Genomic DNA, 15,004 nt, shown 5'->3' with positions numbered 1-15,004 from the left:
TAATTAAATCTCAATCGTTCCTTTGAATACAAATTCTGCAGGCCCTTTCAGGAAGACTTTGGAAAATTGTCCTTCATTTTTTTCGAACGAAACTACTAATTTCCCGCCTTCAACATTCAAATCAATGGAAGAAGCATCTGTTTTTCCTAAAACATTCATCGCAATTGCAACTGCTGTAGCGCCTGTACCGCAAGAGAGTGTTTCATCTTCAACACCGCGTTCATAAGTTCGCAATGAAAAAGTGGTATCGTCTATTTGTTTGACAAAATTGACATTGGATCCAGATTTACCATACAAATCACCGTATCTGATAGCGGCTCCGTTTTCCTTAATATTGTAATTTTCTAAATCATCAACCAGTTGCACATGATGTGGCGAACCTGTATTCAAGAAAACGTGATCAGAACTGACTTTTAACTCATGAACATCGATCATTTGTAAAGCAACTAAACCATCTGTTCCAATAGTTGCGTGATGTAAACCATCTGTTGCTATGAAAGTAGTTTTGTTCTTGATTAGCTGTAGCTTTTTGGCGAAAGCAACCAAACACCGTCCGCCGTTACCACACATCGAGCTTTGGTTTCCATCTGAGTTGTAATAGACCATTTTAAAATCGGTCGCAGTTTCGAGATTTGAGGCGATCGTGTCGTTTTCCAATAGAATAAGTCCATCGCCACCAATCCCAAAACGCCTGTCGCATAAGTGTGCAATGAGTTGGGCATTTTGTTTTGGGAAAAAATTAGAACGATTGTCAATCATTACAAAATCATTTCCAGTTCCTTGATATTTATAAAACTCTATGTGCATTTTAATTTGAATTTTGTCTCACAAAAGTACAACTATTAATGAAATGTTAATCATTGTTAAAGAGCGTTAAACTGTATTTTACCATGCTTTTTTATTTTTATTTTTGAAGATAAATATCTTAATAAACGAATTTAATTATGAAAAAAATTTCAACACTTTTTTTGGTTTCACTGTTGAGCGGAGTAGTAACACTAGGTTCATACAAGTTATTATTTGATACTAATGGTTATTTTTCTAACGATAAAAGCGAATTAGTAACAACGGCATCCAATTCATATGGAAAAAGAGTGGGCTTATCAACTGATGTTCTTGACTTTACTGAGGCTGCCGAAAAAACAATTCATTCCGTTGTTCACGTAAAAAATGTTTCCCGAACTACGGTAAGCAATCCCATATTAGAATATTTTTATGGGTATAGAGGCGGTCAATCTCAGGAACAAGTGGGAACAGGTTCTGGTGTAATCATCTCAGAAGACGGCTATATTGTAACCAACAATCACGTTATTAAAGATGCATCCGAAATTGAAATTACACTGAATAATAAAAAATCGTACAAAGCAAAACTTATAGGAACCGATTCTAAAATGGATATTGCTTTATTAAAAATTGATGCCGATGACAAATTACCGTACACCGCATTTGCAAACTCTGATTTGGTAAAAGTAGGCGAATGGGTTCTAGCTGTTGGTAATCCCTACAACCTGACTTCTACGGTAACAGCGGGAATCGTTTCTGCGAAAGCAAGAAATTTAGACACTAGCGGCATTCAATCTTTCATACAAACTGATGCTGCAGTTAATCCTGGTAACAGTGGTGGAGCGTTAGTTAACACGCGCGGTGAACTAATAGGAATCAATACGATGATTTCATCGATGACGGGTTCCTATGTAGGATACTCTTTTGCAGTTCCTTCAAACATTACCCGAAAAATAATTGAGGATTTAATGGAATTTGGGAATGTACAACGTGGAATACTTGGCGTTGAAGGTGGCGAATTGAACAGTATCTCATCTAAAGAGTACGGCCTTAGTTTGACTCAAGGATTTTACATCAATAAAGTGACCAGAAATTCAGGCGCTGACAAAGCTGGCTTAGCCAAAGGCGATGTTATTGTAAAAATAGACGAACAAAACATCAGCTCTTTTGCGGATTTATCGGGATACATCAACACCAAACGTCCAAACGATAAAGTACAAGTAACTTATAACCGAGACGGAAAAACTAAAGTAATTCCGGTGACTTTAAGTAAAAATGAATTTTTTAATGCCGAATTCAAAGGAATCGAATTAGAGAATATTGAGGCTGCTGACAAAAAGAAATTTAAAATCGAATATGGTGTGCGAATCAAAGGCATCACTAGCCAGAACTTAAAACAATACGAAGACGAACTGATAGGTAATATTATCTTAAGCATTGACAATGTAAAAGCGACCGATGTGGAAACGGTCTCTAAACTTTTAAGTAAAAAAGAAGAAACCCAATCGATCCGAATAGAAATGATTAATAAAAATGGAGAAATCATGCGCGTTATTCTTTAAAAAATCCTCTATTTTATTTTACGAAAGCCATCTTGAAAAAACAAGATGGCTTTTTTATTTCGTAAATAATTCATAAAACACGCTACGAAATCGATTGAAATGGGTACTTTTGCGCAAATTTTAAAAAAAATACAACTCTTTATTTTCCTTAAATTTTCAAAATGGCAACTACAACTTTATACGAAAAAGAAGTTTCTTTACAAGCTGACAGGCGACGCGCAGGAGCAAAACTCATAAAAATCATCAGCGATTTATGGTATGATAAATCAATTGAAATGGTGTTATTCCGGAATCAAATGCTAGACAGAAATGTAAGTGACATCATCAACTTACACGAATATGCAGCTGAATTTGTGGGTAAACCGATTTCAGTATTTGATTCTGTTAAGATTGCAAAAGCCATTTTAGAATTGAACTTGCTTCCCGCAAAATTAGATATTGGCAAACTAACTTATGAATATGGTTTGGAAGAGGATAAATATCCAGATGCCAAATATTTTGTTATTGACAAACTAAAAAACGCAAAAGACTCAGAGGAAATTCAACCCAAAGATGTTGTATTGTATGGTTTTGGACGCATTGGTCGTTTGTTAGCCAGAGAATTAATGTCTAAAACAGGAAAAGGGAGCCAATTGCGCTTACGTGCCATTGTAACTCGTGACAAAAACGATGCGGTTTCTCTTGAAAAAAGAGCTTCCTTATTGCGTTACGATTCTATTCATGGTGATTTTGGAGGGTCAGTAACTGCTGATCCTGAAAATAATGCCTTAATTATTAATGGAACAACGGTTCATATTATCACGGCAAACGGACCTGAAGAAATTGATTATACCCTCTTTGATATTCATAATGCCTTGGTGATTGATAACACGGGTGCTTTTACTACACACGAAGCGTTGAGTCGTCATTTGGTTTCAAAAGGAGCTGATAAAGTACTGCTTACCGCTCCCGGAAAAGGAGTCCCAAATATTGTACATGGCGTAAACCACAATGAATACAATCCCGATGAAATCAATATTTTCTCGGCAGCATCTTGCACTACAAATGCTATCACGCCAATCTTGAAAGCCGTTGAAGACACTTTGGGCGTTGTCAAAGGACATTTGGAGACCATCCATGCGTATACCAACGACCAAAATTTGGTTGACAACATGCACAAAAAATACCGTCGCGGAAGAGCCGCAGCATTAAATATGGTAATTACCGAAACAGGCGCTGGAAGTGCTGTTGCAAAAGCGTTACCGTCGTTAGAAGGAAAACTGACTTCAAATGCGATTCGTGTACCTGTACCAAATGGTTCTTTGGTTGTTTTGAATTTAGAAGTGTCAAAAACTACTTCGGTTCAGGATATCAATGCTATCATGAAAAAATACGCTTTGGAAGGCGAATTAGTAGAGCAAATTAAGTATTCCTTAAATAACGAATTGGTATCCTCAGACATCGTTGGTACTTCGCAACCTGCCATTTATGATAGTAATGCTACTATTGTTTCTAAAGATGGAAAAAACATTGTCTTATACATTTGGTACGATAACGAATATGGGTACAGCCACCAAGTAATTCGATTGGCTAAGTATATTGCCAAAGTAAGACGTTTTACGTACTACTAGCATACTGTTTACAGGTTGTAGCTTGTAGTTGTATTTTTTTAGATATTAGTTTTTAGTCAATTAATTTATTTAGATCTAAAACAACCACAAACCAACCTGAATTTAATAGAAAATCCGTCCCGTTATGATAACGAGACGGATTTTTTTATGTGTTAATTTGTCATTGTTGCAGTGAATGGAGCGCTTTTAAGGCGTAGTAAACGGATTTTTTTTAAGTATTACTATCATTGTTGTATTTAATGGCCCGCAGATTTTAGCGTATTCGTTATCTGTGTTACTGTCTTTGCTCTATCGAATTGGAACGCAGATGACGCGGATTTTTCACTGATTTTTCACTGATTTTAAAAAAGTCAAACTTAAAAATCAATATATTATCCCTTATACCACGCATTAAAAACCATTCACAATTCACTCTTCACTTCTCACTTTTTACTAAAAATAATTTACTCCTTTGCTTTCGTCAAATAATACACTGGAATCCCAATGAGCATAATCACCACACCCCAGCCGCTCGTACTTGTTTTAGTGTACAATAACGCAATACAAATCGCCGAAGCAATGATTATGTAAAGTGCAGGTAAAAATGGATATCCAAATGCTTTATACGGTCTTTCTACGTTTGGCATTTTTTTACGAAGGATAAAGATTCCTAAAATAGTCAAGATGTAAAATATCAAAACGATGATCACCACAAAATCCAATAAATCACCATATTTCCCAGTCAGACACAAAGCCGAAGCCCAGATACACTGCGCCCAGATAGACCACGCTGGAACACTGGCTTTATTCAATTCAGCGGCTTTCTTGAAGAAAACTCCGTCTTGCGCCATCGTATAATACACTCTGGCTCCCGCCATAATCAGTCCGTTGTTGCAGGCAAAAGTCGAAATCATAATCATCACTGCAATAATTAATGTCCCCACAGAGCCGAAAATACTTTGCGAAGCCACCACAGCCACTCGATCCGATTCGGCTGTAGCAATCTCATATAAAGGCACAACTGCCAAGTACATGATATTAGCCAAAATATAAATCACACTCACAATTAAGGTTCCTAAGAACAAACTCAATCCCACGTTGCGTTTTGGATTTTTAATTTCGCCAGCGATAAAAGTCACCCCTTCCCAAGCCACACTAGAGAACATCGAACCTACTAAGGCTGCCGAAATTCCAGATATCAAAGCCGTTCCGCTAATAGGCAACCACGAACCCGTTTCTACGTTCAGTGTTTGTGACGTCCAAGCATTGGTCCAGTTCGCGTCCCAAACTTCCGCTTTGGCAGCCATAAAACCAAAAATAATCAAACCAGCCAACGATAAAATTTTGATAACCGTGAGCACCGTTTGTAAAATCTTAGAGTTTTTCACCCCGCGACTATTGATATAACTCAGCAGAATAATCGTGAAAATAGAAACAATCTGAGCCGCATTGAGTTTAAAATCCCCAATCTCGTATAAAATATTCTTATCACTTAAAGGCGCATACAAATAGGCGGCAAATTTAGCAAAAGCCACACCCACGGCAGCAATGGTACCTGTTTGAATCACGGCAAAAAAGCTCCAACCGTACAAGAAACCCACCAATTTCCCATACGCTTCCTTGATGTACACATATTGCCCACCCGCTTTAGGAAACATCGAGCTCAACTCGCCATAACTCACGGCGGCAATCACCGTAATGGTGCCCGTAAGCACCCACATAGCAAGCAACCAACCGGCCGAACCCAATTGCCGAACCATATCCGAGCTTACAATAAATATCCCGGAACCTATCATAGAACCCACCACAAGCATGGTTCCGTCAAGTAATCCTAATTCTCTTTTAAAATCGTCTGGTTTTTGGTCTTCCATTTTTTTTTTGGTTTGGGGTTTTGGTTTTGGGGTTTTGATTTTAGTTGGCTAAAGATATACTTTTTTTAGAAATTTCATAAAAAGGATGGGGGAAGTGACAAAAAAGTGAATGGTGGTGAGTGAGTGGTGCAGCGTGATATTGTTCCTTTGCGCGTGACCCTGCAGCAGCTTTGTCGTTCCTCCTCGCTGCTTTGGGTCGGGCGGTACGCTGTATCTTTATTTTCTTAAAGAAAGAAAATAAAGTATGCCGCTTCCCTCCCTCACGCAAACCACAATAAAAAAAGACGTTTATTCTTTTCAATAAAAATTGTAAGAAAAATTTAATATATTTGAAGGAATATAATGTGGTATAAAGTTTAGCCAAGCAAGCCGTATTTGGGTTTGCATATGCAAAGGTTTGTATTGGCTATATACTAGTTCGTGGCAATTTCGCTATACAACAACTAAAAATTAAAATTACTATATTTACAACGATATAAAAATCTACCAAAAGTAGCGTGGATTGGTATCCTACCGAGCAATCGGTAAGTCAGGTTCGATTCCTGGCCGAGATAGCTTTAAAAAAATCTATTTCGGGCAGGAATTTTATTTTAAATATGACTCAACAAGAAATATATCAGTATTTTCAATATCACAACTCTAACATGAAATTGTTGAAAATTGGTTTTGAAGAAATTCGAGATCAGTTAAAGATTCTATATTTATCTAAAAATAAATCAGATGATTTTATTTTCAGCCTTGCCGATTCAGCAACTGATAAAATTCAAAGTATAGAAAAAGCTAAATCGCTATCTAGAATTTTATCTGGAATTCAAGTTTCGTGGGCAGAGGAAAGTATTAAACGGCTATTTTATGAAAAAGATCTTTTAAGTGATAATCAAATTAGCTACTTGCTAGAACAACCATTAGATCAAAAATGGTATAAAACTCTACATATTATTTTCTGCATTGCCTATGATTTAATTCCTGTTGAGGATGAATTTTGCTCAACGGTTAATATTAAGCTTCAAAGAAGAAATTTAGGGAACGAACTTGTTCTAATATATTTTCGATTACGTAGGTTAATTACAGAATCTTTAATGCCAAACTTTACAATTAGAAACAAAGTTCAAAATGGTGAATGGGCTTTCGCGTTCCGTCCAAGCTTTAGTAAAGAATTTTCCCAAGAGCTTACAGATATGTTAAATGCTGAAAACCTAATTACTACCACATCACGATTCACTTTAGTTAATACATTTTATCATATGCTAGTTGATATGGCGAGGTTTAAAAGTAATTCGTTTACTTTAGATTCGATGTTAACTCCGTTTGAATATTACTATCAAAAGAACAACCAAAAAATAAATTTTGAAATAATAAAGATTCAGAATCCTAAATTAGAAAACTTTATTCAAAGTAGAATAGATAAAGAAATTAAAGGAGCTGCATATCGGAATAGAAACTGACATTAACACACGCTACAAGCAGTTTGGGTATTTGACTTAATTAGAAATTAGTTTTATATTTGCAAGATTTGGTCAAATCTGAAAGGTAACGCTGATTTAATCCCAAACTGCTTGTAGCAAGAGAAAGTTGGCGATTACTTCATCGCAGAGTCAAGAATCTAACGAAATAAAATTGCGATAGAAACTTGAATACGTAAAACAATTCAAGAATTATACAAAATTATCAAAATACAAATCTCCTTTAAAATCTTCAACCTCCAATTTATGTAAAACTAGTAATTGAGTAACTTGAGTAGATGTAATTGTATTTAAATCGTGATTGTTAAATTCGCTGAAAAAATCTTTTATATTTCTATGTAATAATGTAAGTTTATTCTTTTTCATAATTTTTACTCTTTTATCCATTGAGGCTTCTTTGGCTAGTTTACGAGTATTAATTATCATCACCGGGGTTACATTTTCCGCATTAACATATGTTTTATCGAACCAATGACAAGAATTTGACATTTGCCCACATTCCTTTTTTACTATTTCAGCCCGCTTCACATCGACCTCGTTTTTGCACTCAAACAAAATATATTCTCCCTTAGATATACACCAAAGATTATCAGGTCCTTCTTTCCAATACTTCTCTGGTCTTTCAGATTCGAAACCAAGACATTTACCAACTTCCTCTAGTGACATTTCAAATTTGTCAGCAGATGCGCCAAATATTAAATCTCCTAAAATCCCTTCAAGTTTATATTTTAATTCCAAATAAGACGAAAATGTTTTTATCCATTTCTTTATTTTCTCTATTCGGTCTTCGTTAATACTCAACTTTTTAATTTGCATCCCAGAACTAGGTTTAAATAAATACTTGTTTTTCTTATGAGCCAGAACTTGCAACTTATTAGAATCTATTGAACTTTCAGGATGCATCATCCTTGCCATTTGTTGCAAATACCATCCTCTTTCCGTATCGTTATAACTATCAATATATTTATCCATTAATTCTTGAATTTTATTGCTTGCTCTTTGATACTCAAAGTTCGAAAATAAATCTTCAGCTTGTTTTTCAAGTTCTAAGATTTGTAGAATTTCTATATCCTTAGTAGCAGGTGTAATTGAGTCCATTTCTTGCTTATAAAAGTCTTTCCAATTATTATCTCTTTTTAAGCACTGATTTGTAGTCTCAACTAAAATTTTAAAACCATCCGAAGTTGTTGCATCTTCAACAGCAAAACGAGTTAACTGTAATCCAATTCGAATCTGCATTTGGGTTTGTTCGGAAAAAAATTTTCTATATCTATCGTTTGTTACTACACTTAGAATATCAGAACCAATCAAATAAATTACACAATAATCTTTTTCACCTCTTACACCTCTACCAAGTCCTTGCTCAATTTTCTGAGCAATTTTAATATCAATAACATCGCTTTCTAGTCTAACATCTTCTTGATATCTATCATACAAAGTCTCAGAATATGGCTTTGAATCAACAATTAGCAGACGACAACTAGAATCAGGTAAATCTATTCCATCGTATCTATTTGCAAAAACTAAAGTATTAGAAAATCTTCCGTCTATAAGATCTTCTATCTTTTCAGAGATATTTCTAGTAGTAACTACTGTGGCCCCAGCATTTTCCCACGATTTGGTGCGATGAAAACCTGATGTCAATGCTATAACTCCCAGCTTCCGTGTAGTATCACTTTTTCCGAAAGTTCCAATTATTGACATTCTATCTAATTTATCATCAATATGAAAAGGCACTAAAATCATTTTTTCTCCTGACCAAAGATTGTTTGAAAATACTATAGGTTTTAAAACAGTTTCTTTTTTTAAACCAAGACCTTTTATGAAAAATGAATCATTGTTTGTTGTTGCAGACATAAAAATTCGACATTTTGCATTATAAAAACTACCGTATTTTTCAATTGGATTTCTATATGGTCGAATCTCAATTTTATCGCCTGAAAGAAGACAAAAACAATTTTCTATTTCATCTTTAATTAAATCCCAAGCAAATTTATATTTCGAAGACTCTTTATCCTTGTTCGCTGTTATAACATCGGTTACCGCTTTATACTTTTCTTTCCATATCCAATAAGGCACACTTATTACCTGTTCAGTATCTCCATCTTTTATTTCTTGCAGTTTGGCATATCCTTGGTCTTCTAGAGATCCTTCTAATAAATTTAAAATTTGGTCAAATTCTTCTGTATTATTAATTGTCACATTATCCGTTTTATGAATCTTAACTGTAAAACTATCTTCTATAGTTTCTATACAAGAATGCGAATCATCTAATACAATGGAATCAAAAGGAATTGACTTATTTTTCAATCCAAATTTCGATTTTCCATTAAAAACTATTTGCGAGTGAGTAATTAATATTTTTTCACCATCTAAAAACTCTTTCGGTATAGCACGATCATTTCCAATAACACAGTATGGAATTCCGAATTGTTGAGCCTGAATACAAGTCTGGTTTGCCAAAAAAATGTTTGGACAAATATATATACAAGATCCTTTTTTTTCGTTTAATCTCGATTGCAGAATCAATAACCTATCAAAGTTTTACCTTGACCTGTATGAAGTTTTATAATACTATCTTTATCTTCTCGATAATTTTTGTGCCAATCTTCTAAAATTGCATATTGCGAGGGTCTTAATGGTCCTTTATCACTTGCTCTATCTAAAGTATCGTATAATTCTATAGGATTAACTTTTAGGTCAGGTTTGGAGCCCTCCAAGCGTTTCTTAAAATTTATCATTTTAGTAGCTAATTATTTAATTTATATAAGACAAATATATTATAATTTACAAGAATTAAGTAAGAAAAAATCGTAGAGATTGAATTTCTGATATGAAAATTTTTATTGACAAAAGATTAATTAAAATACAATTTACAAATCGGATTATTCAAAGAAACAACCGTTAACACATGTCTGTTGCCATTTGCGAATTTAGTGGAATTACCATTTTTTATTCGTATTTTAGTTCAGCCGAAAATACTCGTCTTCGTAAGTCACAAACAGTTACAGGCGCGAGAACTTTACAAAAAAACATATAACAAAATGAAATACGCTAAATTTAATATTGACTCGAATAAAATAGAATTCTGCCAACAGCTACAACGGGTTTGGGCATTATGCTTAATTGGCAGTTGAACTTATATTTGTAAATTTTGTGTGTAACCAACAAATAAATCTTAATTTAGTCCCAAACAGATTGAGAACCGCGGGACATTGTGCGTCACGGTAGACAAAATTCAGATAAAAATGATATAAATTTACAAACAGCTACTTTTATTCACCATAAAAATTAAATCATTGACAAGCTCTTTAATTCATTAATCAGTGTTTTTATCTGATAATATCGAAACTTATGGATACAATAGATTATGTAGCTTTATTCGAGCAGTCTCAGGGATTGGTCCTAGTTATAGATACCAACTTTACCATAGTTGCGGCTTCTGACGATTTTATTAAGAAAACTAAAACCACACGTGAGAACATTACAGGGCGCGATATTTTTGTTGTATTTCCTCTTAACCCTGAGGATAGAACTAGCGATGGAGAAAGTAAGATGCGCGCTTCTTTTAATTGGGTCATCAAAAATAAAACTGCCGATACCTTGCCAATTGTACGATACGATATTCCTAAACGGACATCGGAAAGTGGCGGGTTTGAATCAAAATATTGGAAAGTCATTAATTCCCCTATTCTTGACGCAAACAATAACGTAAAATATATCATTCAGCGTTCCGAGGATGTGACAGAAAATGAAACACTTTTAGCACTGCTCGATTTGCAGAAAAAAGCGTTGAAGCAGCTTGAAGACAGCGAAAAGCGATACAATATGATGCTGATGAGATCGCCCTTTGGTTTTGCTATTTTCAAAGGTAAAAATATGGTTATTTCGCTTGCCAACGATTCCATAAAAGAAATGTGGGGAAAAGGAAATGACGTAGAAGGAAAGCCATTATTTGATGTGATAGCTGAACTAAAAGACTCCGCTTTTCCGGAGTTGCTTGATAAGGTGTACACCACCGGTATTCCGTTTTACGGCGATGAATTGCTTGCCCCGATTTTGCGCAATGGTAAACTGGAAGACGCTTATTTCAATTTTGTTTATCAGCCCTATCTGGAAGCAGACGAAACTATTTCGGGGGTTACTATCATTGCCATTGAAGTAACGAACGAAGTAAATGCAAAGCAAAAAATTAAAGATAGTCAGCAGCAACTTCAGAATATTTTTATGCAAGCCCCGTTTGCTTTAAATATTTATGAAGGAAAAGAACTAGTGATTTCACTTGCAAATAAACTTTTCTGCGAAATTATAGGAAAATCAGAAAGTGAAATACTTGGAAAAAAATTATTTGATGCATTTCCCGAAACTGCTACCCAGGGATTGGATAAAATTTTAAGCGATATATTTTCTACTGGCATTCCTTTCAAGGGAAACGAATTTCCTGTTCGCTTTTTGAAAGATGGCAATGAATTCAAAGGATATTTTGATTTTATTTACCATCCAATATTTGACTACAATAAAAATGTTTCTGGAGTAATTAATGTTGCCATTGATGTAACTGATAAAGTGCTCGCAAGAAAAAAAATTGAAGAAAGTGATAAGCGGTATAACCTGATGCTAAAGCATTCGTCATTTACTTTTGCCGTGCTAAAAGGCAAAGACCTTATCATTGACCTTGCAAACGACCGGATCAAAGAAGTTTGGGGAATAGGGAATGACATAGAAGGCAAATCGCTCCTTGACCTTATGCCCGATCTTAAAAACACAAGCTTCCCAGCTTTACTTGATGAAGTTCGTGCCACCGGTATCCCTTTTCATGGTAATGAAGTACAAAGCCCTAAAAGTCTTCATGGGGACTTAAGGGAAGAATATTTTTTCAATTTTGTTTTTCAACCTTATTTGGAAGCGGACGAAACTATTTCGGGTATTACTATTATTGGTAATGATGTAACCGAGCAGGTATATGCAAAAAGGAAGATTGAAGAAAGCGAACAGCGATTACGCCTAATGGCTGATTTAATGCCCGCAAAAATAAACAATGCATCAGTAGATGGAAGTGTTACCTATTTTAATAAACACTGGTTAGATTTCAGTGGATATACTTTTGAAGAATTAAGAGATTTTGGATACCACCAAATTATGCATCCAGATGAAGTGGAAGAATTTCAGGAGCGTTTTCAGAAAGCAGCCGAAACAGGAACTGACCTAGTAATGGAAATGCGGTTTAAAAATAAACAAGGTGATTATGTATGGCATTTAAACATCGCATCGCCTATAAAAGATAAAAATGGAATACATGAAATGTGGATAGGTGTTACCACAGAAATACATGAACAAAAAACTGTAGCTGAAAAAATAAAAGCAAGTGAAGAACGGTTCAGGCTTTTGGTAATGCTGGCACCAGTAGCCATTTGCGTACTGCGAGGAGAAGATTTTATATTTGAAACCTTAAACCAAGAAATGGCTAATTTGTTGGATATAAAAATAGAAGATTCACTAGGCAAACCTCTATTTGATGTTATAACTGAAGTGAAAGACCAAGTTTATAAACAACTGTTAGATGATGTATATCGCACCGGCAATCGTTTTGTATCCCCAGAGCTTTCTCTCACCATTCATCGTAAAAGTATGATGGAAGATGTATTTGTAAAATTTGTATATGAGCCATTGCGTGAAGCCGATGGAACTATCTCTGGTGTGATGGTGCTATCAGACGAAATAACAGATCAGGTAAATGCCAGAAAAGCTATTGAAGTAAGCGAGAAAATGTTTCGTGTTTTAACCAACAATATGCCTCAAAAAATTACCAATGCCGATGCCGAGGGCAATATTAAATTCTTCAATCAACAATGGCTTGAAGATACAGGCCTGACATTTGACGAATTAGTGGCCGGCGGTTGGGTAAAAACGATACACCCCGATGATTTAGAACCCATGGTGAATAGTTGGAAACACTCTGTCGCCACAGGAGATGTTTTTGACGTAGAGTGTCGCATCAAAAACAAAGAAGGTGCGTATAGATGGCACCTAAGCAGGTCAGTATCTGTAAAAGATGAAACAGGCAAAATAATTATGTGGGTGGGAAGCAAAACCGATATTCATGAGTTGAAAGAAGCAAAGAGTAAAGCAGAAGCTGCTACGCATTTAGCCGAAGAAGCAATGCAGGGAAAACAACAATTTTTGAGCAACATGAGCCACGAAATACGAACCCCCATGAATGCCATTATAGGATTTACCAATGTGCTCTTAAAATCGAAATTAGACAAAACGCAGGAAGAATATTTAACTGCAATCAAGGTATCTGGCGATGCTCTACTGGTTTTAATTAATGACATTCTCGACCTTGCCAAAGTGGATGCCGGCAGAATGACCTTTGAAAAAATACCTTTCAATTTAGCTACTTCTCTTTCAGCAATGCTTCTATTATTCGATATTAAAATAAAAGAGAAAAATTTAGAACTGGTAGAACAACTTGACACAGCAATACCCGAAATTATATTAGGCGACCCTACTCGTTTGCGCCAGATAATTTTAAATCTGGTGAGCAACGCTGTAAAATTTACCGAAGTAGGAAAAATAACTATGGGCGTTGCCCTACTTAAACAGGATTCGGAGGAAGTAACACTTGAATTTAAAGTAACCGATACTGGCATTGGGATTCATAAAAATAAGCTGGAACATATTTTTGACGATTTTGGACAGGCAACTTATGAAAACTCGCGCTTGTATGGTGGCACCGGTCTGGGGCTTTCCATCGTTAGAAAATTGACAGAACAACAAGGTGGGACAATACACGTAGAAAGCGAATTAGGGAAAGGATCTGTCTTTAGTTTTGAATTGAGTTTTGCAAAAACGAACCAAAAAATAAAACACCAGACGGAACGGGTCTATAACAAGCAAGCGGAGATAATAAACTTGAAAGTATTGGTTGCCGAAGACATGCCACTCAACCAGCTTTTAATAAAAATAATACTCGCTGACTTTGGCTTTGAGGTCGAAATTGCCGAAAACGGAAAAATTGCGATTGAAAAACTACAACAAAAGAAGTACGACCTTGTATTGATGGATTTGCAAATGCCCGAAATGAATGGCTTTGAAGCTACCACTTACGTGCGCAACACGATGAACTCGAATATTCCCATTATTGCGCTAACTGCAGATGTTACTACAATAGATGCAGACAAAGCCCGCGCCGTGGGAATGAACGATTATATCTCTAAACCCATTGATGAACAACTACTATACAGTAAAATAATTGACGTTCTCCAAAAAACAGAATGAGCAAATTTAACTTTTTAAGGAAGAACAAATATTCTCCAGCATCCTAAACATTTGGAATTGTATTAAAACTTATTTCGGACTGCAATTTAACAGAAATATTACTGAGCGAAAATGACGCCTAGAAAAAAAAACGAACGCACAACAGCTTTGAGCAAGCTGAAATGCAGTGGAATTATCGTTTCGCATCAAGTTTTTCGTTAAGCTGAAAATTGAGCGGTTACGAACTTCCAGCCATCTTAAAGTGGCATAACGTTGTGCATCAATCTGCAAGACCGAGGAGAATACAATAACTACTTGTAACAATTAATAAAATTTGATACTAATTATTAACCTCTAAATAGTAATGTAAGTTCAAGTTATAAGTGCAACAGATAAATTAAAAACACTTGGAGTTACCCCCCCAAGTGTTTAAGGTCAAAAGCCTAAATTTGTCTTGCATGAAAAAATATAAACAA

The 15,004-nt window shown here is 35.3% G+C and carries 8 protein-coding genes; 4 read left to right on the top strand and 4 right to left on the bottom strand.

All coding sequences use genetic code 11. From position 1 onward, the window contains the following. Positions 1–3 precede the first annotated feature (3 nt). The gene (dapF, locus tag ACNQGB_RS11930) at positions 4–807 is read right to left on the bottom strand and encodes a diaminopimelate epimerase (protein ID WP_417945242.1); all 804 of its coding nucleotides are present in this window, start codon (positions 805–807) and stop codon (positions 4–6) included. Positions 808–944: 137 nt separating this feature from the next. Here dapF and ACNQGB_RS11925 point away from each other — a divergent pair, with 137 nt between their 5' ends. After that, a complete protein-coding gene (locus ACNQGB_RS11925) occupies positions 945–2,345 on the top strand; it encodes a trypsin-like peptidase domain-containing protein (protein ID WP_417945244.1) in 1,401 nt (466 codons plus the stop codon). Between the two features lie 161 nt (positions 2,346–2,506). After that, complete coding sequence (locus ACNQGB_RS11920; RefSeq protein ID WP_417945246.1) at positions 2,507–3,955, top strand: glyceraldehyde-3-phosphate dehydrogenase; 1,449 nt, start codon at positions 2,507–2,509, stop codon at positions 3,953–3,955. A gap of 443 nt (positions 3,956–4,398) precedes the next feature. Here ACNQGB_RS11920 and ACNQGB_RS11915 read toward each other — a convergent pair whose 3' ends face one another. Then, positions 4,399–5,805: an APC family permease gene (locus ACNQGB_RS11915; protein WP_417945248.1), complete on the bottom strand. Its 1,407-nt coding sequence runs from the start codon at positions 5,803–5,805 to the stop codon at positions 4,399–4,401. A gap of 596 nt (positions 5,806–6,401) precedes the next feature. On the opposite strand from ACNQGB_RS11915, the gene ACNQGB_RS11910 reads away from it, so the two are divergent. Beyond that, positions 6,402–7,250 carry a hypothetical protein gene (locus ACNQGB_RS11910; protein WP_417945252.1) on the top strand — a complete coding sequence of 283 codons (849 nt, stop codon included), beginning with the start codon at positions 6,402–6,404 and terminating at the stop codon, positions 7,248–7,250. A gap of 210 nt (positions 7,251–7,460) precedes the next feature. Here ACNQGB_RS11910 and ACNQGB_RS11905 read toward each other — a convergent pair whose 3' ends face one another. Next, positions 7,461–9,731, bottom strand: a complete 2,271-nt coding sequence (locus tag ACNQGB_RS11905; RefSeq protein WP_417945254.1) for a helicase C-terminal domain-containing protein — start codon at positions 9,729–9,731, stop codon at positions 7,461–7,463. A 62-nt stretch (positions 9,732–9,793) separates the two neighbouring features. Further along, positions 9,794–10,009: a DEAD/DEAH box helicase family protein gene (locus ACNQGB_RS11900; protein WP_417945255.1), complete on the bottom strand. Its 216-nt coding sequence runs from the start codon at positions 10,007–10,009 to the stop codon at positions 9,794–9,796. A gap of 613 nt (positions 10,010–10,622) precedes the next feature. Between ACNQGB_RS11900 and ACNQGB_RS11895 the strand changes: the two genes are divergently transcribed. Continuing rightward, positions 10,623–14,549 (top strand): PAS domain S-box protein, encoded by a 3,927-nt coding sequence (locus tag ACNQGB_RS11895; RefSeq protein ID WP_417945256.1) that lies wholly within the window; start codon positions 10,623–10,625, stop codon positions 14,547–14,549. The last annotated feature ends 455 nt before the right edge of the window (positions 14,550–15,004 follow it).

The organism is Flavobacterium frigidum (genome assembly GCF_048286795.2).
Note: the sequence above shows the minus strand (reverse complement) of the source record. Positions and strands in the feature narration are given on the sequence as shown.